Annotated in this window: 25 protein-coding genes and 1 tRNA gene; 13 read left to right on the plus strand and 13 right to left on the minus strand. The window is 69.0% G+C overall.

The features are described 5' to 3' along the window. Nucleotides 1–7: 7 nt before the first annotated feature. Entirely contained in the window at nucleotides 8–1,576 is a 1,569-nt protein-coding gene (locus tag BLR21_RS27790) for a beta-N-acetylhexosaminidase (RefSeq protein WP_256334980.1), read from the minus strand. A gap of 98 nt (nucleotides 1,577–1,674) precedes the next feature. After that, entirely contained in the window at nucleotides 1,675–3,147 is a 1,473-nt protein-coding gene (locus BLR21_RS27795; RefSeq protein WP_090010192.1) for a CYTH and CHAD domain-containing protein, read from the minus strand. Between the two features lie 151 nt (nucleotides 3,148–3,298). Between BLR21_RS27795 and BLR21_RS27800 the strand changes: the two genes are divergently transcribed. Both BLR21_RS27800 and BLR21_RS27805 read left to right on the plus strand, forming a co-directional pair. Next, complete coding sequence (locus tag BLR21_RS27800; RefSeq protein ID WP_090010195.1) at nucleotides 3,299–4,108, plus strand: hypothetical protein; 810 nt, start codon at nucleotides 3,299–3,301, stop codon at nucleotides 4,106–4,108. Between the two features lie 39 nt (nucleotides 4,109–4,147). Beyond that, nucleotides 4,148–4,459: an ArsR/SmtB family transcription factor gene (locus BLR21_RS27805; protein WP_030481199.1), complete on the plus strand. Its 312-nt coding sequence runs from the start codon at nucleotides 4,148–4,150 to the stop codon at nucleotides 4,457–4,459. 24 nt (nucleotides 4,460–4,483) lie between these two features. Here the strand turns inward: BLR21_RS27805 and BLR21_RS27810 are convergent, their stop codons facing one another. Continuing rightward, the gene (locus tag BLR21_RS27810; RefSeq protein WP_090010198.1) at nucleotides 4,484–5,734 is read right to left on the minus strand and encodes a lysine N(6)-hydroxylase/L-ornithine N(5)-oxygenase family protein; all 1,251 of its coding nucleotides are present in this window, start codon (nucleotides 5,732–5,734) and stop codon (nucleotides 4,484–4,486) included. Nucleotides 5,735–5,827: 93 nt separating this feature from the next. Here BLR21_RS27810 and BLR21_RS27815 point away from each other — a divergent pair, with 93 nt between their 5' ends. Continuing rightward, entirely contained in the window at nucleotides 5,828–6,775 is a 948-nt protein-coding gene (locus tag BLR21_RS27815) for a methionyl-tRNA formyltransferase (protein WP_090010201.1), read from the plus strand. 63 nt (nucleotides 6,776–6,838) lie between these two features. Further along, complete coding sequence (locus tag BLR21_RS27820; protein WP_090010202.1) at nucleotides 6,839–7,480, plus strand: HNH endonuclease family protein; 642 nt, start codon at nucleotides 6,839–6,841, stop codon at nucleotides 7,478–7,480. A gap of 63 nt (nucleotides 7,481–7,543) precedes the next feature. On the opposite strand, the gene BLR21_RS27825 is transcribed toward BLR21_RS27820, so the two are convergent. Beyond that, the gene (locus tag BLR21_RS27825; protein WP_256334981.1) at nucleotides 7,544–8,194 is read right to left on the minus strand and encodes a hypothetical protein; all 651 of its coding nucleotides are present in this window, start codon (nucleotides 8,192–8,194) and stop codon (nucleotides 7,544–7,546) included. A gap of 358 nt (nucleotides 8,195–8,552) precedes the next feature. On the opposite strand from BLR21_RS27825, the gene BLR21_RS27830 reads away from it, so the two are divergent. After that, a complete protein-coding gene (locus tag BLR21_RS27830; RefSeq protein WP_090010205.1) occupies nucleotides 8,553–8,768 on the plus strand; it encodes a hypothetical protein in 216 nt (71 codons plus the stop codon). Here the strand turns inward: BLR21_RS27830 and BLR21_RS27835 are convergent. Beyond that, nucleotides 8,765–9,034 (minus strand): DUF2277 domain-containing protein, encoded by a 270-nt coding sequence (locus tag BLR21_RS27835; RefSeq protein ID WP_090010208.1) that lies wholly within the window; start codon nucleotides 9,032–9,034, stop codon nucleotides 8,765–8,767. The genes BLR21_RS27830 and BLR21_RS27835 overlap by 4 nt on opposite strands. A gap of 7 nt (nucleotides 9,035–9,041) precedes the next feature. Next, complete coding sequence (locus BLR21_RS27840) at nucleotides 9,042–9,602, minus strand: helix-turn-helix domain-containing protein (RefSeq protein WP_090010211.1); 561 nt, start codon at nucleotides 9,600–9,602, stop codon at nucleotides 9,042–9,044. Between the two features lie 50 nt (nucleotides 9,603–9,652). On the opposite strand from BLR21_RS27840, the gene BLR21_RS27845 reads away from it, so the two are divergent. Both BLR21_RS27845 and BLR21_RS27850 read left to right on the plus strand, forming a co-directional pair. Then, nucleotides 9,653–10,465 carry an NAD(P)/FAD-dependent oxidoreductase gene (locus BLR21_RS27845; RefSeq protein ID WP_090010214.1) on the plus strand — a complete coding sequence of 271 codons (813 nt, stop codon included), beginning with the start codon at nucleotides 9,653–9,655 and terminating at the stop codon, nucleotides 10,463–10,465. Between the two features lie 92 nt (nucleotides 10,466–10,557). Continuing rightward, complete coding sequence (locus BLR21_RS27850) at nucleotides 10,558–11,463, plus strand: LysR family transcriptional regulator (protein ID WP_090010217.1); 906 nt, start codon at nucleotides 10,558–10,560, stop codon at nucleotides 11,461–11,463. Here BLR21_RS27850 and BLR21_RS27855 read toward each other — a convergent pair. Next, nucleotides 11,420–12,235 (minus strand): AraC family transcriptional regulator, encoded by an 816-nt coding sequence (locus tag BLR21_RS27855; protein WP_218130975.1) that lies wholly within the window; start codon nucleotides 12,233–12,235, stop codon nucleotides 11,420–11,422. The two genes, BLR21_RS27850 and BLR21_RS27855, sit on opposite strands and share 44 nt — an antisense overlap. Before the next feature lie 34 nt (nucleotides 12,236–12,269). Here BLR21_RS27855 and BLR21_RS27860 point away from each other — a divergent pair, with 34 nt between their 5' ends. Continuing rightward, on the plus strand, nucleotides 12,270–13,073 hold the full coding sequence (locus BLR21_RS27860) for an NmrA family NAD(P)-binding protein (RefSeq protein ID WP_090010571.1): 804 nt from the start codon (nucleotides 12,270–12,272) through the stop codon (nucleotides 13,071–13,073). Here the strand turns inward: BLR21_RS27860 and BLR21_RS27865 are convergent. The 3 genes from BLR21_RS27865 to BLR21_RS27875 form a co-directional block, all read right to left on the minus strand. Continuing rightward, nucleotides 13,049–13,432, minus strand: coding sequence for a hypothetical protein (locus tag BLR21_RS27865; protein WP_090010220.1), 384 nt, complete (start codon nucleotides 13,430–13,432; stop codon nucleotides 13,049–13,051). The two genes, BLR21_RS27860 and BLR21_RS27865, sit on opposite strands and share 25 nt — an antisense overlap. Nucleotides 13,433–13,538: 106 nt before the next feature. Then, a tRNA-Arg gene (locus BLR21_RS27870) sits at nucleotides 13,539–13,611 on the minus strand. 129 nt (nucleotides 13,612–13,740) lie between these two features. Then, a complete protein-coding gene (locus BLR21_RS27875; protein ID WP_090010223.1) occupies nucleotides 13,741–14,820 on the minus strand; it encodes a LacI family DNA-binding transcriptional regulator in 1,080 nt (359 codons plus the stop codon). Between the two features lie 72 nt (nucleotides 14,821–14,892). Between BLR21_RS27875 and BLR21_RS27880 the strand changes: the two genes are divergently transcribed. After that, nucleotides 14,893–16,056, plus strand: coding sequence for an MFS transporter (locus tag BLR21_RS27880; protein ID WP_090010573.1), 1,164 nt, complete (start codon nucleotides 14,893–14,895; stop codon nucleotides 16,054–16,056). 69 nt (nucleotides 16,057–16,125) lie between these two features. Beyond that, nucleotides 16,126–18,057 (plus strand): bifunctional copper resistance protein CopD/cytochrome c oxidase assembly protein, encoded by a 1,932-nt coding sequence (locus BLR21_RS27885; protein WP_256334982.1) that lies wholly within the window; start codon nucleotides 16,126–16,128, stop codon nucleotides 18,055–18,057. On the opposite strand, the gene BLR21_RS27890 is transcribed toward BLR21_RS27885, so the two are convergent. From BLR21_RS27890 to BLR21_RS27900, 3 genes are read right to left on the minus strand one after another with little or no spacing between them, the layout of a single operon-like run. Beyond that, nucleotides 18,054–18,851 (minus strand): ABC transporter permease, encoded by a 798-nt coding sequence (locus tag BLR21_RS27890; protein WP_090010229.1) that lies wholly within the window; start codon nucleotides 18,849–18,851, stop codon nucleotides 18,054–18,056. The two genes, BLR21_RS27885 and BLR21_RS27890, sit on opposite strands and share 4 nt — an antisense overlap. A gap of 8 nt (nucleotides 18,852–18,859) precedes the next feature. Continuing rightward, nucleotides 18,860–19,783, minus strand: a complete 924-nt coding sequence (locus BLR21_RS27895; protein ID WP_090010232.1) for an ATP-binding cassette domain-containing protein — start codon at nucleotides 19,781–19,783, stop codon at nucleotides 18,860–18,862. After that, complete coding sequence (locus tag BLR21_RS27900) at nucleotides 19,776–20,387, minus strand: TetR/AcrR family transcriptional regulator (protein WP_090010235.1); 612 nt, start codon at nucleotides 20,385–20,387, stop codon at nucleotides 19,776–19,778. The genes BLR21_RS27895 and BLR21_RS27900 overlap by 8 nt, the downstream gene beginning before the upstream one ends. A 252-nt stretch (nucleotides 20,388–20,639) precedes the next feature. Between BLR21_RS27900 and ssb the strand changes: the two genes are divergently transcribed. From ssb to BLR21_RS27915, 3 genes are all read left to right on the plus strand, one after another. Beyond that, nucleotides 20,640–21,035 carry a single-stranded DNA-binding protein gene (ssb, locus tag BLR21_RS27905; RefSeq protein ID WP_176929820.1) on the plus strand — a complete coding sequence of 132 codons (396 nt, stop codon included), beginning with the start codon at nucleotides 20,640–20,642 and terminating at the stop codon, nucleotides 21,033–21,035. 259 nt (nucleotides 21,036–21,294) lie between these two features. After that, nucleotides 21,295–22,971 carry an energy-dependent translational throttle protein EttA gene (gene ettA / locus BLR21_RS27910; RefSeq protein WP_030479326.1) on the plus strand — a complete coding sequence of 559 codons (1,677 nt, stop codon included), beginning with the start codon at nucleotides 21,295–21,297 and terminating at the stop codon, nucleotides 22,969–22,971. Nucleotides 22,972–22,989: 18 nt separating this feature from the next. Beyond that, complete coding sequence (locus BLR21_RS27915; protein WP_090010241.1) at nucleotides 22,990–26,988, plus strand: cell envelope integrity TolA family protein; 3,999 nt, start codon at nucleotides 22,990–22,992, stop codon at nucleotides 26,986–26,988. Nucleotides 26,989–26,993 lie beyond the last annotated feature (5 nt).

Raw genomic sequence — 26,993 nt, forward strand, 5'->3', positions numbered from 1 at the left:
CAGTCCGTTACTTCTTCCACGGCACCTGCGTGCTCGCGTAGAAGTTGACGCCCTGGACCTTCCAGCGTGGTCCCTGCGCGCCCAGGCGCGGGGCGAAGCGGTCCCAGTTGTGGACGGCGGCCGGAGACCAGCCGAGCTCGGCCGCGACCGGAAGCCTCGGGAACGCCATGTACTCGATGTCGGCCGAGGTCCGGATCGTCTCCGTCCACAGTGGAGCTTCGACGCCGCGTACGTTGGCCTCGGTCACGCCGTCCAGGTACGCCCCGGGGTTCCAGCTGTAGGCGTCCCTGACCTCCACGAGGCCCGCCCAGTCCAGGCCGAGCTTGGTGTTCTTGTCGTACTTCATGTCGAGGTAGATGCGGTTCGCCGGCGACATCAGGATCTTGTTGCCGCGCTGGGCCGCCGCGGCCACGTTGGCGTCGGTCGTCTTGGTGCCCCAGAACTGCGGCACGACCGCCGTGTCCTTGGTGGTCTTGATGAACTCGTGCCAGCCGACGGTGGTCTTGCCGTACTTCTTCACGATGGGCAGGACCCGGCTCATGAACGTCACGTAGTCCGCGTCGGGGGTACTGAGGGCCTCGTCGCCGCCGATGTGGAAGTACGGGCCCGGCGTGATCGCGGAGACCTCCCGGACCACGTCCTCGACGAACCTGTAGGTGATGTCCTTGGTGATGCACAGGGAGCTGAATCCGACCTCGATGCCGGTGTAGAGCGGGCGTTTCCTGCCGTCGCAGTTCAGCTCGGCGTAGCTCGCCTGGGCGGCGTTGGTGTGGCCCGGCATGTCGAACTCGGGGATGACCGTGATGCCCCTGCTTGCCGCAAAGGCGACGATGTCCCGGTACTGGTCCTGGGTGTAGAAGAGCTTGCCCGTCCGGCCGCCCACCTCCGTGCTGCCACCGATCCTGGTCAGCTCGGGCCAGCTCTTGATCTCCAGTCGCCAGCCCTGGTCGTCCGACAGGTGGAGGTGGAAGTAGTTGATCTTGAAGGCGGCGATCTGGTCGAGGTAGCGCTTCACCTGGTCCGGGGTGAAGAAGTGGCGGGAGACGTCGAGCATCGCGCCCCGGTGGTGGTACCTGGGGTGGTCCAGGATGCTGGCGCCCGGAACCGTCCACGGGCCTGGTTGCCTCGTTTTGGCCTCGGCCTTGGGCGGGAGGAGCTGGCGCAGGGTCGCGATGCCGTTGAAGTGGCCGGCCGGGGAGTTCGCGCGGATGACCACCTGTTTCGGGGTCACGTCCAGCTGGTAGCCCTCTGGACCGGTCTTGAGGTCTGCGCCGCCGGTCAGGACCACGCCCTCGCCGGAGACGCTGTCCGTGATCGGCAGTGGGTAGCCCGTGGACGGGCGGAGGATTCTCGCCAGCAGCTCGGCCGGTTTGCGGGCGTCCTGGGAGGCCACCTGGATCCTGGCGGCCGGGGTGAGCGTGTAGGTGATGTCCGGGCGGGGCTGTACCCGGACCGGCTGGGGGACCAGCTCTTGCAGGGTGGTCGGGGCTGCCGCTTCTGCCGTGTTGGTCACCAGCACTCCTGATCCGGCGATCACCAGTGCCGCTAGTGCGGCCTGCAGTCGTGTTGCTTTCACGCCATCCTCCACAGGGCACGGGGGGACTTGGCGGCGTTCCGTCACGGTTTCAGGGGCGGGGTTTCGGTGTCAAGGTTCAGACCAATTTCGCCACCCGGCTAGAGGTGTTCCTTGCTCAGCTTGTGCCACAGGGCCGGCAGGGCTGCTTCCGTTTTGTGCGCCAGCTCCACCTCTTTGCCGTAAAGCAGGCCGAACGTGAAGCCGTTCTCGTCGCCCCTGCCCAGTTCCAGCAGGACCGGGCGGGCGACCACCGAGTCCTGGTGGTCGCCCAGCAGGGTCTGGACGTCCTTAGCCCGCTTGCGCAACGCCTTGGCGTGCTTGCCCAGAGCCGGCTCGGCGACCTCGGCCGAGTAGCGGAGCCGTTTCGCCGCCTTGCGGGCCTCGTGCAGGGGTTCGTCGCTGTCGCTGGTCGCCAGCGCCTCCTCGACGCGGACGTCCAGGCGGTGGCGGGCCTTTTCCACCAGGCGTGGGAGGACGTCCTTCGCCTTGCCTGAGGCCGAGGACGTGAGTGGAGGCGTGGTCAGCAGCGTGTCGATGGTGTTGAGGAGGGTGAAGTAGCGCCCGCTGTCCAGCGCGGCCACGGAGTCCTTGTGCGCCTTGGCTTCCAGCGGGGCGAAGTGGCGGGTCATGCGGGCGGCCACGTCGCCGAGGACCAGTTCCGGCGGGAGGGCGTGCAGACCTTCCTCGAAGCGCATGCGGAGTACTTCCAGGTCGCGCGAGCTGCCCAGAACGGTGGCCAGCCACTTCAGTTCGTCGGTCAGGGCTCGGGTCTGTTCGCGGTCGACGATCTTGCCGAAGGCCTGGAGGGCCGAGCGCATGCGGCGGGTGGCCACTCGCATCTGGTGGACGGCGTCGTCCTCGTTGCGGCGGACTCGGGGGTCCTGGTTCTGGAGTGCGGCTCGTTGTTCGTAGAGGTAGGCGAGGACCACGTCGCCTGCCGTCGGCTTCTTGCCGAGCGTGGGGCCGGAGTCCCGTTTCACGCCGATCACCTGGGAGAGCTTGGACTTCGAGGACGACGGCACGATGCCCGCGTCGCCCAGGTGGCGTTCCACGGTGTCGAGGAGGGCGCGGTCGCCGTTCTCGCCCAGTTCCACCTCGATCTCGCGCCACGAGGTGGTCGTGGTGGAGGAGCCCATGGTCTGGGCGGTGACCACGTCGTCGACCACCTCGGCGAGCAGGTCGCCTTTGCCGTTGCTGAGCTGCCAGCGGCGGCGGTTCGTGCGGATCTCGGCCACCGGGCTCAGGTCGCCGCCCCTGGTGTGGGCGCGGACCAGGGAGGAGAGGTCCTTCGGGGGCTTCTTCACGGCGCGGCCCAGAGGGACGCGGAGTTCCTGGCGGGAGTCCTCACCTGCCGGGAGTTTGAGGTGCCAGCCCTCGTCGTTGCCGCCCACCCGCCTGCGCAGCGTCACGCCGGCGCGGGCCAGGCGGTAGTCGTCGGTGTCGAAGTAGGTGGCTTCGAGGTCGAACTCCTCCGGGCCGGTCGCCACGCCGGTGATCTCGGTGAGGTCCGGCAGACTCGCGTCCGATGGTGCCTCGTACTTGCGCTCGGTCTCAGTAACGGAGGTCGCCATTTTCTATTAATACCTCGTTTTGTCCGGGTTCACCCAGTGCGGTGACGGTGCGTGAGGGTGGGCGCCACGGCCGGGCGGAATGACGCCTCTAATGCGTGCATTCGTCGGGTACCCGCTTTTCCCGGTCCACAGTGTCCGGTTCGCTGGTCGCGTGCCCACGGAGAAGGAACGGCTCGACGTGGTCGAGCCGCAGGTCGCCACGTTGATCAGTCACGTCGGTCAGGTCACGGCGGAACTCGAGCGCGTCACGGCCCGGCTGACGGTGCTGGAGCGGCGGTTGTCCGGTGCCGGGGACGGGCCGCCGGCCGACCTCGACGCGGTGACCGGCGAGATCGAGCCGCTGGTCGAGGCACTGCGCAGGGGGTGGGACGCCGAGCAGGAGATCCTCGCTGATCCGGCTCGGGTCGCCCTGAGGCAGGAGGTGCTGGAGTTCGACGGGCTCAAGGCCCGCCGCGACGACGCCAGGTCCAAACTGGACGGTGGACGGGTGCCCCGGTTCGAGCGGGACGCGCTGTCGCACGAGGTGCGGCAGATGGAGTGGCTGATCAACGCGAACGAGGCCGGTGCGCAGCGGGCCGCCCAGCGGCTGGAGGCCGACGAGGACGCCGTGGGCGAGGAGTGGCGCACCGAGGCCGTGCTGGCCGGGGACAAGGCTCGCGGTGAGATCAAGGACGCGGCCGCGCGCCGCATCTCCGCGGCGCTCTCGCAGTACGCGCGCATGCCGGTGTGGTTCCGGGTCGGGCTGGGCGAGATCCCCACGCCGGACCCGTCGTTCTGGCTGGAGTCGGCGATCGCGGTGCTCGCGTACCGGCTGGAGTACGGCGTCACGGACGCGGTCACGCCGCTGGGCACCCCGCCGTCCGCGGCGTCGGGCAGTCAGAACTGGGTCCGGCGCGCGAACGTCCACACCGACATCACCGACCGCCTGACGACGTTGGCCGCGACCTTCCACCTGCAGTAGCCTGTTCTGCAACCGTCGGGTTGCAGAAGAGGTGCGCGAGTGAGTCAGGTCGATGACGTCTTGGCCGCGCTCGCCGACCCGATGCGCCGGCGGATCCTCGACCTGGTCGCGGCGAAGGGGGCCGCGTCGGCGTCCGCGCTCGCCGCCGAACTGCCGGTGAGCCGGCAGGCGATCGTGAAACACCTGGCCGTGCTGGAGAAGGCGGAGCTGGTGGCGTCCGAGCGGGCCGGCCGGGAGAACAACTTCTCCGTCCGGTCGGGCGCGCTCGACGCCACCGCCTCCTGGATGGCCTCGCTCGCCTCCCAGTGGGACCAGCGGCTGGCCGTCATCAAGAAGATCGCTGAGTCATGAGGGTGCCACCGTCGGCCCGCGGTTTCACGCGGTCGCGAGGACCGGCACAGGAGTGTTCGTCAGCACGGACGTCAGGATCTCACCCGACCGCACCGCGACGTTGGACAGCAGCGACGACGTGATGCCGTGCGAGTGCTCAGTGCCGCCCTGCAGGTAGATGCCGCCCTTGAGCGACGTCTGCACGCGGTAGTCGCGGCCCACGACGAGACGACCCGTCTCGTCTCGTGAGCAGGTCTCGTCAAGCGCGCCGAGCACCGGCGCGGCCTCGTCGTAGCCGGTCGCGAGGAGCACGAGGTCGGTGTCGACGAACTCCTGCTCACCGGTGACGAGCGACTGGATCACCGCACGCGCGCCGTCCGCCGACTCCTCGACCGCGACGAGCCGGGTCATCTTCATCATCTTGAGGCGCTCGGTGCCCAGCACCTTCTCCTGGTACTCGGTGCGGTAGAGCTGCGCGATCAGGTCGACGTCGACCACGGAGTAGTTGGTGTTGCGGTGGTAGTCCATCAGCCGCTGCTTCACGGCGTCCGGGGCGTCGAAGTAGTGGTCGACGGCCTCGGGGTCGAAGATCCGGTTCGCGAACGAGCTGTCGTCCGCGGGGGAGTAGCCGTAGCGGGAGAACACCGAGCACACCTCGGCGCCGGGGAACTCGCGGTGCAGGTACGCCACGGTCTCCGCGGCGCTCTGTCCGGCACCGACGACGACGCAGCGCTTCGGGTCCTTCAGCGTGCCGACACGGTGCAGGAACTCGCTGTTGTGCCACACGCGGTCCGACAGCGCGATGCCCTCGGGCACGGTCGGGCGCAGTCCGGTCGCGAAGACGAGGTTGCGGGCGTGGTACACGTCACCCGTGGCCGTTGTCACCTCGAACAGGTCGTCCTGGATCGCTTCCACGCCAACGGCTTCGGTGCCGTAGGTGACCATGTCGTCGACCTGGGCGGCGGCCCACTCGAAGTAGTCGTGGAACTCGACGCGCAGCGGGAACAGGTTCTTGTGGTTGACGAAGTCGATCAGCCGGCCGCGGTCGCGCAGGTAGCAGAGGAACGAGAAGCGGCTGGTCGGGTTCCGCATGGTGACGAGGTCCTTGAGGAACGACACCTGCATGGTGGCGTCGGGAAGGAGCATGCCCCGATGCCAGCCGAACGCCTGCTGGCGTTCCAGGAACACCGCGGTGACAGGGGTTTCGGCCTGCTCGTTGTGCTCAGTCAGAGCGATGGCGAGCGCCAGGTTCGAGGGACCGAACCCGATACCGACGATGTCGTAGATCGGATGCATGAGCACCGAACTTAGGGCAGCCTAAGCTACCTGCGCAAGCCGTCAGTTAGGTTAGCCTGACCGTATCGCACCTAAGTGAAGGAGGACACCCCCATGAGGGTCGTCATGTTCGGGTTCCAGACCTGGGGTCATCGCACCCTGCAGGCACTTTTGGCGTCCGAGCACGAGGTCGTCCTGGTGGTGACCCACCCCAAGGGTGAGGGCGCGTACGAGAAGGTCTGGAGCGATTCGGTCGAGGACCTGGCCCGCGAGAACGGCGTCGAGGTCGTCGTCCGCGAACGCCCGGAGGACCAGGAGCTGTTCGACGCGCTCAAGGCCGCCGAGCCGGACGTGATCGTCGCCTGCAACTGGCGGACGTGGATCCCGCCGCAGGTCTTCGCGCTGCCCAGGCACGGCACGCTGAACGTGCACGACTCGCTGCTGCCGAAGTACGCGGGCTTCTCGCCGTTGATCTGGGCGCTTCTCAACGACGAGAAGGAAGTCGGCGTGACGGCGCACATGATGGACGACACGCTCGACGCCGGCGACATCGTGCTGCAGCGCTCGGTCCCGGTCGGCCCGCGCGACACCACGGCCGTGCTGTTCGAGAAGACGCTGGAGCTCTTCGGCCCGATCACGGTCGACGGCCTCGCCGAGATCGCGTCCGGCCGCACGGACTTCCAGAAGCAGGACCGCTCGCAGGCCTCGTTCTTCCACAAGCGCGCCGAAGAGGACCTGCGCATCGACTTCACCTGGACCGCCGAGGAGCTGGACCGCCTGGTGCGCGCGCAGTGCGCGCCGTACCCCAGCGCGTTCTGCTTCCACCGCGGCCAGCGCCTGGAGATCATCGAGGCGGACGTCTCGGCCGAGGTCTACGGCGGTACTCCCGGCCGGATCTTCTACCGCGAGGGCGACGGTGTGACGATCGTCGCCGGCGCCGAGGCCCGTCGCGGCAGGAGCAAGGCGTTGCTGGTCAAGAAGGTTCGTACCGCCGATGGCACCGAGCTCAAGGCGCACGAGTACTTCAAGCACATGGGCGGCTACCTGACCTCGCGTCCGTAGCCCCGGCACACTGATCACGGGCCGGGTGACCGGTCCGTGATCAGCATGGTCGATCATGGGCGCATGAATCGCGCGGCGGTGACGTCACTGGTGGTCTTCGTGCTGCTCGTGGCGGTCGGCTGGTACCTCACGAATCTCCAGTCGTCCCAGGAGAACCCGCCCACCACGCCCGCGCCCGTGCCGACCGGTTCGTCAGACCTCGCCGCCCTGAAGATCGCGCCCGAGGGCAAGATGGCCGGCTACAGCCGCGACCGCTTCCCGCACTGGGCCTCGCAGGGAAACTCCTGTGACACCAGGGAGATCGTGCTGCAGCGCCAGGGCGCCGACGTGAAGGCGGACAAGGACTGCAAGGCGACCTCGGGCACCTGGAACAGCGTCTACGACGGCGTGGTGATCAAGGAGGCCGGTGAGATCGACATCGACCACACCGTGCCGCTCGCCGAAGCGTGGCGGTCGGGCGCCGACAAGTGGACCGACGACGAACGCAAGGTGTTCGCCAACGACCTCGGCGGCATCCAGCTGATCGCGGTGACCGCGAAGTCCAACCGCTCCAAGGGTGATCAGGACCCGGCGAAGTGGAAGCCGCCGGTCGCGGCGTACGGGTGCACGTACGCGCGGCACTGGATCTCGGTGAAGATCAGCTACAAGCTGACCGTGGACCAGCCGGAGCACGACGCGCTGGCCGCGTTGCTCAAGACCTGCTGATTTCCTGGGCACGGTGCTGACGACACGGCCCGACCCCCAGACGGGCCGCGTCGTCTCGTCGCCCTACCCGACCTGAACGGACTCGAACAGGCCGGACAGCTTCCAGTGCGTCACGTACCCCATCGCCTCGGCGGCGATCAGCACGTCGAGCTTGCCGAGGTTCGTCCGCGCCGGCATCTGGTACGCCTTGCCGCGCCGTGCGTCGAGCACCATCGGGATGGCGCCGGGCAACGTGTCCGCGACCGTGTGCTGCAGGATCCGCAGCCCGACGTTGGCCGCCTCCCTGGTCAGCGGGACCTCCTTGGTGTGCACGAGCACGGCGTACGTCGTGCCGTCCTTCTTGCGCAGCCCCAGGTGCGGCCGCACCTTCAAGGCCAGCTCGCCGGCGCGGTAGGTGGCGCCCTCCACCGGCACCCCCGTCGCCTTGAACGACGCCAGCCAGGGCAGGAAGCCGTCGGCGATCTCCTCGAACGCCCGCGGCTGCCCCGTGCGGTTGGCGTTCATGATCGCCTTCTTGAGCTCGTTCTCGGGTTCGGTCGAGTTGACCGCTCGTCGCATGGCGTCGCGGATCGGGTTGTAGAACCCGCACACCCGCGTATCGGAGGCCAGGTACATCCCCCGCTGTTCCGACACGATGTTGATGCGCCCACGCTGACCGCTCATGACGTACTCGGTGAACGACAGTGCGGTGACGCTGACGTTGTTGTCCGGCAACGTTTTCTCCCCTCGTACCGCGAGCTTCACCTGACGTTATCCGAGAGGTCTGACAGAAACGGTGCTGCTCCGAACGGCGCAACGGTTACGTAGCGTTCAACGGTCACCTGAGTGGGTGACACGCAGGGTTGCGACCTAGATCGCAATCGGTAAACGGATGGTGACGGACCGGCAACCGATCATGCGGATGACCGTTCGTCTGCCGTTCGCCGACGCTCGCCGAACGCTTACCGCAAGACCAGCGGAAGTAACACTCCGTAGAAGATCAACTCAGGAGAATGGATTTCGGCAGGAGGAATCACGGCGAGGGAGCACGATGGCGGTCGAGGCGGAGTGTTCACCCGATAGAGCGGGTGACGTGGAGGTTCCGCAGCCGCGGCAGCTGGAGAGGTGGCTGGTCCACCCCGGCAACTGGCCGCACGCGATGCAGGTGACGATCATCCTCGTGCTGATCGCGCTGCTGCTGTGGGCCATCGCCCTCACGCTCGGTCCCGACCAGGCCTTCGTCGTCGGCTCCGCGGGCATCGCGGCCAAGCTGATCTGCATGTACCTCGACACCCGCGTCCGGAACTAACCGCCGTAGCGCTCCGCCGCGCGTGCCTTGGCCTTCGCCGCCTCGATCTCACGGTCCTTCGGCGGCGCCGTGGTCACCAGCGCGTCGAGCAGTTCCTGCGTCGCCGCCGCCACGGCGGCGACCGCCCTGTCGAACGCGGCCTGGTTCACCGCGGACGGTTTCGTGGCCCCGCCGACCTTCCGCACGTACTGCAGCGCCGCGGCCTGCACCTCGTCGGACGTGGCGGGCGGTTCGAAGTTGTGGAGCACCCGGATGTTTCGGCACATGCCTCCACTATGACCTGTTCGGCGGCGCCGCGCGGGTGTGGATGCGTTCTCCCTGCTTGCCGAAGAGGCTGATGATCTCGGCGGGCCTGCCGTCCGCGCTGCTGAAGCTGTGCGGCTGCCGGCAGTCGAACTCGGCCACCTCGCCCGCGCGCAGCACGATCTCCTTGTCGCCGAGCCGCATCCGGATCCGCCCGCTCAGCACGTAGAACCACTCGTAGCCCTCGTGCACGCGCGGTTCGTGCAGATCGGGGTCCGTGATGATCATCTTCCACGCCTGCAGCGGCCCGATCGAGCGGGTCAGCGGGATGCCGACGCGGCCGTGATCGAGCTGGCGAGGCTTCATCGCGACCCGCGGATCGCCCACCTCGGGCGCGCCGACCAGGTCGTCCAGCGACACCTGGTAGGTCCGCGACAGCGGCAGCAGCAGCTCCAGCGTCGGCTTGCGCTGGTCGGTCTCCAGGCGCGACAGCGTCGACTTCGAGATGCCCGTCATCTCGGACAACGTCGCCAGCGTCAGATCGTGCTCGGCCCGCAACGCGGCGAGCCGTTGCCCCACGGTTGTTGCCATAACAGCAACTTACTTTGCCAAAACTGGACTGTCGACCGCACTCTTGGACCATGACTTACGAAGTGGTGATCATTGGTGGGGGAGCGGCCGGACTGAGCGCCGCTCTGATGCTGACCAGGGCACGCCGCAGCGTGCTCGTGGTCGATGGTGCCGAGCCGCGCAACGCGCCGGCCGCGCACATGCACAACTACCTCTCTCGCGACGGCCTCTCGCCGTTGGACCTGCTCAAGCACGGACGGGCCGAGGTCGAGGGATACGGCGGAGAGATCGTCAACGACGAGGTTCGCGGTGTCACGGCGCTCGACGACGGGTTCGCGGTCGACCTGAGCGAGCGCACGGTGCGTGCCAAGCGCCTGCTGTTCGCCACCGGGCTGGTCGACGAGGTGCCGGACAACCTGCGCGAACGCTGGGGCCGTGACGTCTTCGGCTGCCCGTACTGCCACGGCTACGAGGTCCGCGACCAGAAGCTCGTGGTGTTCGGCGAGGAGATGAAGGTCGCGTTGGTCCGTCAGTGGTCGGACGACGTCACCCACGTGCCGTCGGTCGACGGCATCGAGGTCGAGGACGACAAGCTGGTCGCCGTGATCTCCGGCGGCAAGCGGGTACCGGCCGATGCGCTCGTGTACTCCGCGCCGATGAAGCCGCGCGACCAGTTCCTGCTCGCGCTGGGCGCCGAGACCGAGGAAACGCCGGTCGGCAGGTTCGTGCGCACGGATGCGAAGGGCCGCACGAGCGTGCCCGGCGTCTACGCGGCGGGCAACGTCACGGACCCGGCGGCCATCGTGATCGTCGCCGCCGCGCAGGGAGCCCAGGCGGCTGGCATGATCAACGTCGACCTGCTGGGCCTCATGCCGGCAGGCTGATCCGGAACGTCGACCCTCGCCGAGGGTGCTCCCGTGTGTCCGCGGTCGTCGGCTCACTCGTGGTTGATGTCCGGCTCCATAGCCTTGACGGCATGGACGTGGACACGAGGCTGCTGAGATATTTCGCCGCCATCGCCGAGGAGGGCAACCTCACGCGCGCCGCGCACCGGCTCTTCGTGTCGCAACCGTCACTGACAAAACAACTCAAGCACCTGGAGTCGCAGCTGGGCGTGCGGCTGTTCACGCGGTCCAGCACAGGGATGAGGCTGACGGAGGCGGGCCACGCCCTCGCCGCACGCGTCCCGCCGGTGCTCGCCGGCTGGGACGTGGCGGTGAGCGAGACCAGGGGCGCCGCCCGCGTGCTGCGCGTCGGTTTCCTGGCCAGCGCGGCGAACGACGCGACGCCGGCCATCGTCCGGGAGTTCGGGAGGCTCCGGCCGGGCTGGCGCGTCGACCTGAAACAGGCACCCTGGTCGGATCCGTCCGCGGGCCTCGCCGGTGCGGAGGTGCCCGTCGCGTTGCTGCGATTACCCTTCCCGGGCGAGGAGACGTTCGGCGTGCAGACGTTGTTCAGCGAATTCCGTTGTGTGGCACTGTCTTCCACGCACCCGCTGGCCGGCCGTTCCTCGATCGACTTCCCCGAGCTGTGGGACGACCCGGTCGTCGTCGCCCCCGCCCTGAAGGGAACCTGGCGCGAACACTGGCTTGCACTGTCCGAAAGGGACGGTTGCGAGGTGCGCGTCGGCGCCGTGACCGAACACCCCGACGAGTTCCTCGGCGCGATCGCCGGCGGCTACGGCGTCGCACTGGTTCCGGCGTCCACGTCCCACTTCTACTCGCGGCCGGACATCGTCTACGTGCCCGTGAGGGGCGTGAGCCCCAGCGAGGTGGCCGTGGCGTGGCTGCCGGACCCCGGTGAGGCAGCCGTCGACTTCGTCCGCTGCTGCCTCGACGTCACGCGCTCGCGGCGCACCGGGTGCGGCACTCGCTCGGGCTGAACCCGTGCACGCGCTTGAACGCGGCGCTGAACCCGAACGCGTCCGCGTACCCGACCTTGCGCGCCACCGACGCCACCGTCGCCGACGACTCGGCCAGCAGATCCGCGGCCAGCGCCATCCGCCACTCCGTGAGGTACGTCAGCGGCGGCACCCCGACCAGCTTCGCGAACCTGCCCGCCAGCGTCGTCCGCGCCACCCCGGCCTCCTTGGCCAGCAAGGCGAGCGTCCAGGCCCGTTCGGGATTCGCGTGCATCGCCTCGAGGACGGGCCCGACCACCGCGTCGGCCCGGGCTCCCAGCCACCCGTCGCCGTGCTCGCGCTCGAACCACTCCTTGAGCGCGCACACCATCAGCCAGTCCAGCAACCGATCCGCCACCACCCCCGGCCCTTCCATGCCGATGTTGGCGTAGAACTCCGCGCACCTCTCCTCGCCCTGAGCCACCAGCGCGTCCGGCAACACCGCGGTGAGCCGCCGCGCCACAGCGCCCTTGATCTCGTACGTCCCGCTCACCACCGACGCACGCCCTTGCGCCGCAACGGACTCCTGCACCACCAGGATGTCCCCGGCCCTGGCGGTCTCCCCGCGCACGGTCATCTCACCCGACGCCACCGCGTACAACGTGAGCCCCGGCAACACCCGCGTTCCGTCGATCTCGGTCCGGCGCACCCCAGCGCCATCCGCGCGCACCCCGCGCAGCAGTTCGTCGAACGGCTCCATGCCGTCCACGATACGGCCCGCACGATCGAACATCATCGATGAACTCTCACCCATGTCCTCTCCCCGCTCACACGGGTTGGCTGAGCACATGACCGAAGAGATCCTCGTCCTGGGCGCAACCGGCAAGACGGGCCGCCGCGTCGTCCGCACCCTCGAAGCCACCGGCGCCACCTACCGCAAGGCCTCCCGCGCGACCGGCTTCGACTGGAACGACCCGTCGACCTGGAAGCCGTTCCTGCACGGCGCCACCGCCGCGTACCTGATCGCCCCGGAAGACCCGTCCGCCGCGTCCCCGTTCGTGGAACTGGCCGCAGCCTCAGGCCTCCGCCGCCTCGTCCTGCTCTCAGGCCGCGGCCTCGACCAGACCCCACCGGACGTCTTCCAAAGCATGCACGCCGCCGAGAAGGCAGTCAGGTCGAGCGACCCCGCCTGGACCATCCTGCGAGCCAACAACTTCAACCAGAACTTCTCCGAGGACGTCTGGCAGCCCGAAATCGACGCGGGCCGCCTCTCCCTGCCCGTCGACGACACCCCGGAACCGTTCGTGGACGTCCGGGACATCGCCGAGGTAGCCGCCCTGGCCCTCACCACCGACGACCACCAGGGCCAGACCTACGACCTCACCGGCCCGGAAGGAGTCACCTTCGCCACCGCCGTGTCCAAGATCGCTGCCGCAGCCGGCCGCACCATCGAACTGGTCAGGCTCACCCCGGCCGAGTACCGCGAAGCCCTGCTGGCCCAAGGCGCCCCCGAAGAGGTGGCCACCGAACTGAACGGCATGTTCGAAAGCATGCGCAGGGGCCAACTGGCCACCCCGACCGACGACATCACCCGTGTCCTGAACCGCCCGGCCACCAGCTTCGACGCCTACGTCTCCGAAACCTGGCGCTGACGAGGCAACAACAGGTGCACGGCGAACCCAGCAGCCGTGGCCATCACCGCCTGGTAGACGACCGAGCCCTGATACCCGCCCCCGACGAGGAACGCGGCGTCCAGCCCGGTCGTCCACCAGCCGGCCAGCTCACCAAGCCCCAGCACGTGCCACCCGAAGAACCCGGCACACCACCCGCCGACCACCCAGGCCGCCTGCCCGCCCCGCCGCACGAAGAGGAACGTCGACACCGCGGCCACGGCGTTGAAGGCGAGCGCGATGCCGGTCAGCGTCGCGCCGGGGTTCCACAGCAGGCTTGCCGCCGTCTGCGCCACCAGCACGCCGACGACCAGCCCAATGCCCAACCGCGTCTTGTCCACGCGCCCGATTATTCAGCTCCACGCGTGGCACCACAGAGTGGGCCCGTGATCGGAAACGAAGACGGCCTCTGACCTGTTCGCACAGGTCAGAGGCCACTTGATGAGGTGCCCCTGGCAGGATTCGAACCTGCGACCTCGGGATTAGAAGTCCCTCGCTCTCTCCACTGAGCTACAGAGGCTGGAGGGGTGCGAAAGTGGCCACGAAGCGTGGCCACCGGTGCCCCCACCGGACACATCGTCCGGAGTCGATCGACTGTTTCGGCCCTACGTCCAAACGGGTGACGAAAACAGTCTAAACGTGACGCGGATCACGTGCGTGGGGCCGTTGAGGCTCTCTCCACGAGGGAAACGTCGAGTCTCGTTGGCCGTGGCGGTCTCCCGCCGGCCAGTAATTTCAGTGCCAGTTCGCCGGCTCGGCGGCCCTTGTCGGCCAGGGGTTGACGCACCGTAGTCAACGGCGGGTCGCTGTAGGCCGCTTCGGGGACGTCGTCGAAGCCGACGACCGAAATGTCTCCCGGGACGGTCAACGTCAGATCGCGGGCCGCTTGGAGGGCGCCGAAGGCCAGTTGGTCGGATGTGCACAGCAAAGCGCTCGGGCGCGGCGTGCGGGTGAGTAGCCACCGCGCGCCGAGACGTCCGAGTTCGCGATCACTGCCGCGCGCCTCCCACACCGGAACATTGTCCGGTTTCACCCCGCCTTTTTCCAAAGTGTCGAGGTAGCCGCCCAGGCGGTCTCGGCTCACCCGGAACGGCACGTCCGAACGGCGCTCGTGCGAGACCGGTCCGGATAGGCCGTCCGGGCGCAGTGCGAAGGTCAGGATGCCGAAGCGCAGGTGTCCCAGTGCGAGCAGGTGTGCCGCGGCCGCGCACGTGCCGGTGTAGTCCTGCACCTCTACTCGCGCTGAGTCCGGCAGCACCGGCTGGTCGATCACCACGAGCGGCAGTCCGCGGGCGGCGACGGCGTCCAGGGCCGGGGCCGAGTCGGGTAGCGAGTAGGCGACCATCACGTCTGCCTGTGCGCGCGACACGATCGATGGGCGCGGACCGCCCGTGGAGTTGCCTGGCATCAGCACGAGGCTGTGGTCGTGGCCGTCGACGGTCTGGGCCAGGCCGTCGAGCACGATCGACAGCGCCGGGTCCGAGAACGCGCCGGACAAGCCCTGCGGCAGCATGAAGCCCACGGCGGCGGACGAACGGGTCGCGAGTGAGCGGGCTACCGGGTCTGGGCCCGCGTAGCCGAGGGAACGCGCTGTTTCGAGGATGCGTTCGCGCAGTGTCGACGACAGCTGATCAGGCCGGTTGTACGCGTTCGACACCGTTGCCCTGGAGACCCCGACGGCTGCGGCGACGGTGTCCAGCGTCGGCCTGCGTCGGCGGTCGGAGTCCACGGACGCATCGTATGCGAGAGATCGCACCCTCATCGCTGGCGCTGCTGAAGCGCTTCAGTCATGCTGGCACGCATGTCCCCACGCCTGGCCACGTTCGTCGTCTTCCTCTTGAACGGCGCCGTCTTCGGCACCTGGGCCTCCCGCGTGCCCGCGCTCGCCGAACAGATCGGCGCGGAGGTGGGCAGCCTCGGCCTGGCGTTGCTCGGGGCGAGCGTCGGTCTGGCGTTCACGGCACCGTTGGCGGCACGGATCTGCGCGGTCCACGGGTCGCGTGGGGTCCTGATAGCGAGCAGCCTCCTCAGTCCGCTGCTTCTGCCCGTGCTCGCGCTATCGCAGTCACCGCTGCAGTTCGGACTGACGCTCATCGCGCTGGGAGCGAGCGTCGCGGCGATGGACGTGTCGATGAACGTCGCTGCGGTCGTCGTCGTCCGCGCCTTGCAACGGCCGTTGATGCCGCAGTTCCATGCGGGCTTCAGCGTGGGCGGGCTCATCGGGTCGTTGGGCAGCGCCGCGGCCGCTCAGGCGCACTGGACGCCCATGAAGCACTTCGTCCTGGCGGCTGTCGTCGGCGTACTGGTGACCGCGTTCATCGCGCAGAGGATCCCCGGAGGAGTAGGGGAGCGTCATAGGGAAGAAGTCACCGAACGAGCGAACGTGCTCAAGAGCCCTGTCCTCTGGCTGTTGGCGAGCGTCGCGCTGTGCAGTGCCATCGCGGAGGGGGCGGCGGCGGACTGGTCGGCGTTGTTCATGGTGCGTGAACGCGGAATGGGCGACGCGGCGGCCGCATACGCCTATGCGGGCTTCTCCGTCACGATGGCGCTCGCACGGTGGTTTGGCGAACCGATCCAACGCCGCTTGGGCTCGCACCGCCTGCTCGCCGTGGGTGGAGGCCTGGCCGCGACGGGTCTGGCGCTCGCGGTGGTGGTCCCGTTCCCCGCGGCCGGCTACGTCGGGTTCGGGCTGGCCGGGCTGGGGCTCGCGTTCTCGTTCCCCGTGGTCATGGACCTCGCGAGCGAGATCGGCAAACGTGCCGACGGCAGCGGTGGCGAGCGTGAACTCGGGCTGGTGACGACGATCGCCTACAGCGGGTTTCTCGCGGGGCCGCCGATCGTGGGCGGGCTCGCGCACGTCAGTTCTCTCGTGGTCTCGCTCGGGTTCGTGGCGCTCGTCACGGCACTGATCATCCCGACGACCCTGCTGGCCCGGCGGGCGGCCAGGCAGGCGGCATCCGTTTGAGCGCTTCCTCGAGGGCCTTGGCGGACTTGTTCACACGACGCAACACCAGAGGGTCGTAGGCTCCAGGGCGTGGCAATCGAACGCTCCACCAGAACGGGTTTGGTGCCCCTCGTCGTCATCGGCTTCTCAGTGGCGGCCCTCGCGGCCGTCGCGCTGAGCTCGTTCGAGAGCAACCCTCCAGTCGGGGTGCAGATCGTGCGAGTGCTGACCGAGACGGGTGCGGTGGTGACCATCGGCTCGTTGTTGCTGGCGGCGTTCCTCGTGCCACCGCAGAAGTCCGGCACTCTCGCAGCGGACGGCTACGCCGCGATGCGCACCGCTGGGTGGTTCGCGCTCGTATGGCTCGTGGGTGCCCTGCTGTCAGTGCCGTTCACCACAGCGGCCGCGATCGACCGTCCGGTGAGCTCGTTCAGCTTCAGTCAGATGGTCGCGACGGCGATGCTGCTGGAGCAGTCGAAGGCATGGCTCCTGACGGCGATCATCGTGGCGTTGCTCGCGCTGGGCTGCCGTCTGGTGCTGTCGTGGGGATGGACGACGGTCCTGCTGTTCGGTGCCATCTTCGCGTTGGTTCCGGTCGCGGTCACGGGACACTCGTCGTCCGGCGGCTCGCACGACATGGCGACGAACAGCCTGTTGTTCCACCTCGTCGCCGCAGTGCTGTGGGTGGGCGGCTTGATCGCGTTGCTCGCGCACGGCAGGCGTGGCGGCGCGCACCTTCCTCTCGCCGCGACGAGGTTCTCGAAGATCGCGCTGGTCTGCTGGATCGTGATGGCCGTCTCGGGTGTGGTGAACGCGCTGGTGCGCATCACACCGGCCGACCTCGTGACGTCCACCTACGGCTGGCTGACGCTCGGCAAGCTGGCGTGTCTGCTGCTGCTCGGCGTGTTCGGCTACTTCCAGCGCGAACGCGGTGTGAAGGGCGTGGTCGACGGCAAGCCGCACGCGTTGCTCAAGCTCGCCGGCCTCGAAGTCCTGCTGATGATGTTCACCATCGGCCTGGCCGTGGCGCTGGCCCGCACGCCTCCTCCCGGCGGCAGCACCGAACTGCCCAGCCGTACGGAGATCGCGATCGGCTACGACCTCGACGGCCCGCCGACGCTCGCGGCCATCCTGTTCGACTGGCGCTTCGACCTGGTCTTCGGCACCGCGGCGCTGGCGATGGCCCTGATTTACGTCCTGGGCGTGCGCAGGCTGGCCAAGCGCGGTGACAAGTGGCCGGTGGGCCGCACGATCGCGTGGCTGTGCGGGTGTTTCTCGCTGTTGTTCGCGACGTCGTCGGGCATGGGCCGGTACTCGCCGGCGATGTTCAGCGTGCACATGGAAGCGCACATGGTGCTGTCCATGCTGACGCCGATCCTGTTCGTCCTGGGTGGACCGGTCACGCTGGCGTTGCGCGCGTTGCCGGTCAGCAAGGAGGTGCCGGGGCCGCGCGAGTGGGTGCTGGCGTTCGTGCAGTCACCGGTCGCACGCCTGCTGACGAACCCCTTGGTGGCGCTGGCGTTGTTCGTCGGCTCCTTCTACGCCCTGTACTTCTCGGGGCTCTTCGAGGCCGCGCTGCCGTTCCACTGGGCGCACCTCGCGATGAACGCGCACTTCATCCTCGCGGGCTACGTCTTCTACTGGCCCGTGATCGGTGTGGACCCGTCCCCGAACAAGCTGCCGCCACTCGGCCGGTTGGGGCTGCTGTTCGCGTCGATCCCGTTCCACGCGTTCTTCGGCGTCGTGCTGATGAGCTCCGCGAACGTCATCGGCGAGCAGTTCTACCGAGGCCTGGCGTTGCCGTGGGTGCAGAACCTGCTGGAGGACCAGCGGCTCGGTGGCGGCATCGCGTGGGCGGCGGGCGAGATTCCGTTGCTGGTGGTCATGGTCGCCCTGCTCACGCAGTGGGCGCGGCAGGACGGCCGTGACGCGAAGCGGTACGACCGCAAGGCCGACACCGATGGTGGCGCCGACCTCGAGGCCTACAACGCGATGCTGCGGAAGATGGCCGGTAAGGACTAGACGGACAGCGGGCGGCGGAAGCCGCGGACCGCGAAGAACGCACCGATCGCCGCGATCACGCCGCTCGTGACCAGCGCGCCGGCCACGCCCGTGACGGGGTGGGCGAGCGCCAGGCTGCGGGCGGCGTCGACGGCGTACGTCAGCGGGTTGACCTTCGCGACCGCCTGCAGCCAGCCCGGCAGTCCGCTGACCGGTACGAACGCGCTGGACGCGAACATCAGCGGGAACATCGCCAGGAAGCCGACGGTCTGCATGAGCTCGGCCTTGCGCACCCACGCGGCGATCGCGATGAACACCCAGCTCAGCGCCCAGCCGACGACCAGCGCCAGGCCCAGCGCGGCGAGGGTGCCGAGCATGCCGCCGTCCGGGCGGAACCCGAACACCAGGACGCCGAACGCGATCATCAGCACCAGTTGGAACGCCGTGCGGACGGCATCGGACAGGTTGCGGGCCAACAGAACCGTGCTCGGGCGGATGGGCAGCGAACGGAACCGCGCGAGCACACCGTTCGACATGTCCTGCACGAGCCCGATGCCGGACGCGAGAGAGGACTGCATCGCGGTGTTCACGAGGATCGCGGGTAACAGGAAGTTGATGTAAGTCATGCCCGGCGGGAAGTTCGCCGTGGACGTGATGCTGCTGAAGATCTGACTGAACAACGTCAGCATGATCAACGGCTGCAGGATGCTGAAGAAGACGAGAGCGGGCGTGCGCAGCAGTGCGCGCAGAGAACGGCCAGTCAGCACGAGGACTTGCGTCGGGTAGCTGCTGCCATGCCAGGTCAAGGTCGCCATGATTCCCCCTAGTTCGCAGCGAGAGTGAGGTAGACGTCGTCCAGCGTTGGCTCCTTGAGGCCGATTTCGTGCGCCTCCAAGCCGTTGTCGTCCAACGCGCGCACGACTGTCGCAAGGTCGCGTGACGCGCTGACGGGGGTCGTGAGCGTGAGGCCTTCCGCGACGGGGTGGAGCCCCACGGAGGTGATGGCCTTCAACGCGGTGTCCACTTCGGACACTGAGTCGAGCGTGACGGTGACCGTGCGCTGGCCGACCTGGGCCTTCAACTCGGCCGAGGTGCCGGACGCGACGACCTTCCCGTGGGACAGCACGGTGATCGAGTCGGCCAGGCGGTCGGCCTCGTCCAGGTACTGGGTCGTGAGCAGCACCGTCGTGCCGTCCGCGACGAGCTTCTCGACGATCTCCCACATCGCGAGGCGGCTGGCCGGGTCGAGACCGGTGGTCGGCTCGTCCAGGAACAGCACGTCGGGGTTGCCGACCAGCGACGCGGCCAGGTCGAGACGGCGCCGCATGCCGCCGGAGTAGGTCTTGGCGTTGCGCTTGGCGGCGTCGGTGAGGTCGAACTGCTCCAGCAGGTCGTCCGCACGCGCGTGGGCCTGCTTGCGGCCGGCGCCGAGCAGGCGGGCGATCAGGACGAGGTTGTCGTGGCCGCTGAGCTGCTCGTCGACGGCGGCGAACTGGCCGGTCAGGCCGATGCGGCTGCGGACCTCGTGGCTCTGCTTCACGACGTCGAACCCCGCGACCCGCGCGCTGCCGCTGGACGGGGGCAGCATCGTGGTGAGGAGGTTGACCAGCGTGGTCTTGCCGGCGCCGTTGTGGCCGAGGAGGCCGAGGACGGAGCCCTTCTTCGCAGTGACGCTCACGCCGTCGAGCGCGTTCACCTCACCGAATTTCTTGCTCACCTCGTGGGCTTCGATCATGAGCTCAGACATCTGTTCCCCCTGTTTTGAGTGCTCCGTGCAGGAACAGCTCCACGATGGCGGCGGGTTCGGCGGCGATCTGGCCGAAGCCGGAGCCCATCCGGTTCGTGAAGACGGCGCCGAGCAGCATCCGCCCGGCGAGATCGGGGCTGACGCGCAGTTCCGCGTCGCCGAACAGGCCGGCGACGGCGTCGGACAGCTGCTGCATGCCGATCGGCGGTCCCTTGTGCTTCTTGTGGTCCTCGTCGCGCGGCTGGTAGCCGGACTCGCGCAGCGCGCCGATGACACCCCACATGCGGTCGAGGTAGCCGCTGAACGTCGCCACTCCCGCCGTGAGCCGCTCTTCGAGTGGCACGTCCGCCGGGATCGCTTCGAGCCGTGCGACCTCTTCGTCGGAGTGCAGCGCGCGTTGGATGCACGCGTCGAGCAGCTCCGCCTTGTCCTTGAAGACGCGGAACACCGTGCCTTCCGCGATGCCGGCGGCGGCGGCGATCTGGCTGGTGGTGACGTTTGCGCCGGCCTTCACGACGAGCGGCAGTGTGGCCTGGACGATCGCTTCGCGGCGGTCTTCCGGGCTCATCGCGGGGGCGCGGCGGCGGCGTGGTTCCTCTGACACGTCCGCAACTGTATGAGTGAGTACTCACTCATGTCAATGAGTGGGCGCTCACTCACTCGTCTCGCTCCAGCGCCGCACTAGCACGGAACCCCGACAATCCTGCGCTTCGAGGCCGTTCAAGATCTCGACCTGTCCACAACCCGCGAGTTGTCCACAGATCCGCTGCCGCCCCACCCCGGCCACCCGCCTCCGGAGCAACCTGAACCAGAACCCCGCGACCTGGAGGCAAGCCCGATGTCCTGGAATTCCACCGTGATCACCGTTGTTGGCACTGTCGTCAGCGACATCACGTACAAGCACGCCGAGGACGGCAAGACGAACGCGTTCTTCCGGATCAACTCGACCGAGCGCCGGTACAACACGGCGAACGGCGACTGGGAGGACGGCGAGTCGTTGTGGCTCGGTGTGTCGTGCTGGCGCAAGCTCGCCGACAGCGTGAAGACGACGCTGTCCAAGGGTGACCCCGTGATCGTCCAGGGCAAGCTGCGGATCCGTCACTACGAGAAGGACGACGTGAAGCGGCAGGCGTTCAGCCTGGACGCGTTGCACGTCGGGCTGGACTTGAGCCGAGTGCAGTCACTGGGCTCCGCCCCGCTCGTTGAACCGCGAGCCGCCGACGATCTGGCCGAGGAACCCGTTCCGTTCTGAGCCGTTCGGGGCAACCCGGTTCCGGAGTTCGGGAACCCACCCGTACCGGCGTCGCCGCCGGAGAAGAATGCACGTACCGAGATCCACGAAGGAGGGAAGCTCGTAGATCGGGGCCGCCGAGGGCCGATCGCCGAGAGTCGTTCACGTTCGAACGGAACGGGCTGGTCACCGAGTCGCGTGACGCTCGATCCGGACGTGCGCGCCTGCTTGTCGGCGACCGAGGTCAGGAGCCTCTGAGCACCGCTCTACGATCGCCGCCATGGCCGAGTTCATCTACACCATGAAAAAGGTGCGCAAGGCGCACGGTGACAAGGTCATCCTCGATGACGTCACGATCATGTTCTACCCCGGCGCGAAAATCGGTGTGGTCGGTCCCAACGGCGCCGGCAAGTCGAGCGTGCTCAAGATCATGGCGGGGCTGGACACACCTGGCAACGGTGAGGCCTACCTGGCCCCCGGCTACACGGTGGGAATCCTGCAGCAGGAGCCGCCGCTCAACGAGGAGAAGACCGTCCTCGGCAACGTCCAGGAGGGCCTGGGCGAGATCAAGGTGAAGCTGGACCGCTTCAACGAGATCGCCGAGCTGATGGCGACCGACTACTCCGACGAGCTGATGGAGGAGATGGGCAAGCTCCAGGAGGAGCTCGACCACGCCAACGCGTGGGACATCGACTCGCAGCTCGACCAGGCGATGGACGCCCTGCGCTGCCCGCCGCCGGACGCCGACGTCACCAAGCTCTCCGGTGGTGAGCGCCGCCGTGTCGCGCTGTGCAAGCTGCTGCTGAGCAAGCCCGACCTGCTGCTGCTCGACGAGCCCACCAACCACTTGGACGCGGAGAGCGTCCTGTGGCTGGAGCAGCACCTCGCGCAGTACACCGGCGCCGTGCTCGCCGTGACCCACGACAGGTACTTCCTGGACAACCTGGCCGAGTGGATCCTCGAGATCGACCGCGGCAAGACCCATCCCTACGAGGGCAACTACTCCACGTACCTGGAGAAGAAGGCCGAGCGTCTCGCGATCTCGGGCAAGAAGGACCAGAAGCTGCAGAAGCGCCTCAAGGACGAGCTGGAGTGGGTGCGCTCCGGCGCGAAGGCCCGCCAGGCCAAGTCGAAGGCGCGTCTGGACCGCTACGAGGAGATGGCGGCCGAGGCGGAGAAGACCCGCAAGCTCGACTTCGAGGAGATCCAGATCCCGCCGGGCCCGCGTCTGGGCAACGTCGTGGTCGAGACCGAGAAGCTCAAGAAGGGCTTCGGCGACCGGGTCCTGATCGACGGGCTGTCGTTCACGTTGCCGCGCAACGGCATCGTCGGCGTCATCGGTCCGAACGGCGTCGGCAAGACGACGCTGTTCAAGACGATCGTCGGTCTCGAGAAGCCGGACGCGGGCGTGGTCAAGGTCGGCGAGACGGTGCTGCTGTCCTACGTCGACCAGAACCGCGGCGGCATCGACCCGAAGAAGAACGTGTGGGAGGTCGTGTCCGGCGGACTCGACTACATCCACGTCGGCAACGTCGAGATGCCGTCTCGCGCGTACGTCAGCGCGTTCGGCTTCAAGGGCCCGGACCAGCAGAAGCCCGCGGGCGTGCTGTCCGGTGGTGAGCGCAACCGCCTCAACCTCGCGCTCACGCTCAAGCTCGGCGGCAACCTGATCCTGCTGGACGAGCCGACCAACGACCTGGACGTCGAGACCCTCGGCTCACTGGAGAACGCTCTCGAGCAGTTCCCCGGCTGCGCCGTGGTCATCTCCCACGACCGGTGGTTCCTCGACCGCGTCGCCACGCACATCCTCGCGTGGGAGGGCACGGACGAGGACCCGTCGAAGTGGTACTGGTTCGAGGGCAACTTCGAGGGCTACGAGAAGAACAAGCTCGAGCGCCTGGGTGCGGACGCCGCAAGGCCGCACCGTGTCACGTACCGCAAGCTGACACGGGACTGAGAGGGCAACGGCGACGTCGTGGCGGCGAGGGGCGAGACGCAGGCGAACGTCGAGGTGAGCACGCTGGTCGTGCCCGCCTGGATGCTGCGTTGGCGAGCACCCGAGCTTGCTCTGGTGCTCGGCGAGCGTGCGGTCGCGCTCGCCTCCACCCGCCGCGACGAAGCCGACCGCCTGCGTGCGGAGTCGCTCGTGGTCTTCGCGGGCAACCGCATGGGCCGCGGCGTCCGCGTCACCGACAGGGCGATCGACGCCCTGAAGGCGGCGGAGGCCGCCGGTGAGTACGAGACCGCCTGGCTGCTGCGCGTCGAACTAGCGGCGTGCGCGCGGTCCGTCGGTGCCCCGCTGACGGGGTTCGCGGCGGTCACGCCGGTGCTCGAAGCGCCGGACGTGCCCGCGGAACTGCGGGCGTCCGCGCTGGTGCAGGCCAGCGAGTGCCTCGTCACGGTCGGCCGCGGCGACGAGCCCACGCGGGCTCTCGCCGAGGCGGACCAGCTCTACGTCGCCGACGCGACACTCGACGGCGACACACGGCTGCTGCTGCGCGGCCTGATCCGCGCGGTGCAGGCCGCGCAGCACCGGCGGTGGGGCGATCTCGCCGCCGCCATCGGTGCCGCACGTGAAGGCCTCGACCTGCTGAGCAGGTTCTCCGATCCGTGCGCGGACAGCGGCCAGGCCGCCGGCCGGCTCACGCTGGAGCTGGTGCTCTCGCTGATGGACGCGAACCGCCTGCTCGACGCGAGCGACGTCGGCGCGCCGCTGCTCGACCGCCCGGTGCGTGCGCCGTCGGCGTCCGCGGCGGGGTGGTTGCGCCTGGCGCTGGCCACGCGCGTGCACCTGCCCGCCGGCAGGGTCGCGCTGGCCAGGGAGATGCTGCGCGAGGCAGCGGTGAGTGCCGAACGCCACCAGCTCGACACGGTGCTGGCCGAAAGCCTGCTCGCACTGGCCCACGTGCACGAGGTGTCCGGTGAACTGGCCGACGCGCTCACGAACCTGCGCTCCGCGCACGCCGCCGAACGCCGCCGTGCGCGCGCCGTCTACGCGGTGCGCGCCCGGCTCGCCGCCGAGTTCTCCGGCGTCCACCGCCAGCCCGCCGATCTGCACCAGCAGCTGGCGAGCGTGCTCCGTCCCGCCGAGGGCGTGCAGGTGGTCACCGACGGCGTGCTGTCCGCCGCTCTGAAGCAACAACTCCGGCAGTGGCGCCCGGTCCAGGTCCGCAAGGGCGACGGGCTGAAGGTCAAGCGCGTACGGCGCGCTGCCGAAGACATGACCGTGGAAGGTTTGTCCGCGGCCCGACAACACGCCGCCGACCGGTGGCGCATGGTCCAGCCGTTCGGCGAGCCCGATGACAAGACCCCGGAAGCCGTGGAACCGCCACCCGCACCCCTGCCGTCATCCTCTTCGTCATCCTCCTCCGACCGCACCGTCCCCGCCTCCGGCCTGATCGCGTCCGCGGGCGCGATGGTGAGCGGCCGCCGCCGTGCCGCCCGCGTGGCCGCCGGCGAGATCGACGACGACCGGCCGACCACCATCGCCGAAATTCCCGTCACACCAGCGCTTACCGAGCCAGAGCCGCAGCAGGAACAGCCGCCGCTCAGCATCGAGCAGGAACGCAAGCGCAAGGTCGAGCAGCAGCTCATGGAGCTGCAGCGCGAGGCCCGCCGCCAGATCGAGGCGGAACGCGCCGCCCGCGCCGAACAACGCGCCCAGGCCGAACGCGAAGCCCAGGCCGCCGAGGAAGCCGCCCGCCAGGAAACTGCGCGTCAGGAAGCGGCCCGCCAGGAGGCCGCCCGCCAGGAAGCGGCCCGCGAAGAGGCAGCGCGTCAGGAAGCCGCCAGACAGGAAGCCGCACGCCAGGAGACCGCGCGTCAGGAACTGGCCAGGCAGGAAGCCGCGCGCCAGGAAGCCGTGCGCCAGGAGGAAGCCCGGCGCGAGGCAGCGCGCCAGGAAGCGGTCCGCCGCGACGTCGCCCGTCAGGAAGCGGCGCACCAGGAGGTCACCCGCCAGGCCGTCGAACGCGAGAAGGCCGCCAAAGAGGCTGCTGCCCGCGACGAAGCGGCTCGTGCGCAGGCCGCCGCGCGCGACGAGGCGTCCGGATCCCAGTCGGAGAGCGTGCTGGACATGCTCAAGGCCCAGGGCCTGCGAGCGGGCGGCCGCCGCCGCGCCCGAGACGCCGAGCCCGAGGCCAAAACCCCGTCGTGGCGCGTGCAACCCCCGTCGGGCCTGCGCCAGGACAGCCCCGCCGCGGAACCGTCGCAGAACTACTTCGACGACTCCGGCATCTCGGCGCGCCCCGGCTACTACGGCGACCCGGACAGCCCGGGTCGCTCGGGCCTCGCCGCGGCGTTCTCCCATCCGCCGGCGGCCCCGGACTTCGGCCCGCACGTCGACGAACCGGCATACCCGCTGCAGACCCCGGCGGCAGGCTTCCCGGCCGCCGCCGACCCGGACGAGCGCAAGCTCCCGGACCTGGACTTCAGCGGCCTCGACTTCGGCACCCCGAAACCGAAGCCCGGCGCCTCCATCCCCGTCCCACCCGCTCCAGCGGAAGCCCCGGACCCGGAGCCGGAGCACAAGCCGCTCCCGGCCATCCCGGACCCGATCCCGTCCGTTCCGATCCCGGCCGAGACCCCGCCGGCCCCGGAACGGGACCTGCTGTCGGCGACGTTCCTGAGCTCGGCGGACATGGACGACGACCCCTCGGACGTCCCCACGACCCCGGTGCGCGTGCAGTCGCAGCCGGACCAGGCGTCCGGTGCCCAGACCACCTTCGGCACGCAGACCACCTTCGGCACCCAGTCCTTCGGCTCCCAGCCGGCCTTCGGCACTCAGTCGGGCTTCGGCACCCAGACGGGTCACAGCACCGAGCCGGGCTACGGCACCGATGCGGCGTCCCCCGCCGGCCAACCGGCCGAGCCGGTTTCGCCTGACTCCGACGCGCCGACCGAGAAGCGCTTCCGCGCGGTCGGCGAGCCTGACCCGGCAGGCGAAGCAACGCGCATTACTCCGGCGAACGAGCCGCCCGACCGGTCGGGCCGCCCCAGCAGCCGCCGCAGGCCGAGCGACCTGAGCCTCGCCGACCTCCTGGCCGAAGCGCTGGTCGCCTACGAGACGGGCCGTCGCTCCGACGAGGAACTGCTCGAGGTCACGGATCTGAGCTCCTCGGACTGGTCGGCCACACCACCCGGCCCGGACACCACGTCGGCAGACCAGCCCGCCCGCCCCGCCGAAGCCGAGCAGCCCGCCGACGCGGACCCGGCGCTACGGCCGGGGGAGTCGTTCGGCGCGGCCACCGATCTCCAGGCCGCCTCGCAGCCGGCCACGGAAGCCACGCCCAACTCGGACGCCTACTTCCAGCGTGTCGGCGCCCAGCAAGACTCGCCGGACGCGGTGTTCGGTTTGGGCAGCTCCTTCGGTTCCCAGCAGGACTCGACAGGGGAGGCTGTGTCTTCGTCGGACGCGCTGTTCGGCGCGGGTCGGCGGTTCGGTGCGCAGCAGGACTCGGCAGCGGATGCTGCGGCTTCGTCGGACGAGTTGTCCGGTTCGGGTCGGCGGTTCGGCGCCCAGCAGGATTCGGCGGGGGACACTCCGCCGAGTTCGGAGGGATTGTTTCGGTCGGGCCTGTCTTTCGGCGCCCAGCAGGATTCCGAGGCAGCGGACTCGCAGTTCGGTTCCGGCCAGCGGTTCGGTGCCCAGCAGGACTCGGTGGCGGAAACCCCACCCGGTTCGGAGGGGTTGTTTCGGCCGGGTCCGTCCTTCGGCGCTCAGCACTCGCCAGCCTCGTCGGATGCGCTGTTCGGCTCCGGCCAGACCTTCGGTTCTCAGCACCCCCCAGCGGAGTCACCCGACCAGCCGTCGAGCCAGGCGTCCTACTTCCTCGCGGAGCCGGAGCCGGAGTCCGCGCAGGAGAAGACCGGGCCGATCGCCGCGGTGCCGGCGGCGTCGGACAGCGAGACCACCGGTCCGATTCGCCCTTTCCGGGCGGACGGGCCTGCAGGCTGGACGCTGCCGGGGGCGTGAGGTGG

Source organism: Lentzea albidocapillata subsp. violacea, assembly GCF_900100275.1.
GTDB classification, from domain to species: Bacteria; Actinomycetota; Actinomycetes; order Mycobacteriales; family Pseudonocardiaceae; genus Lentzea; species Lentzea violacea.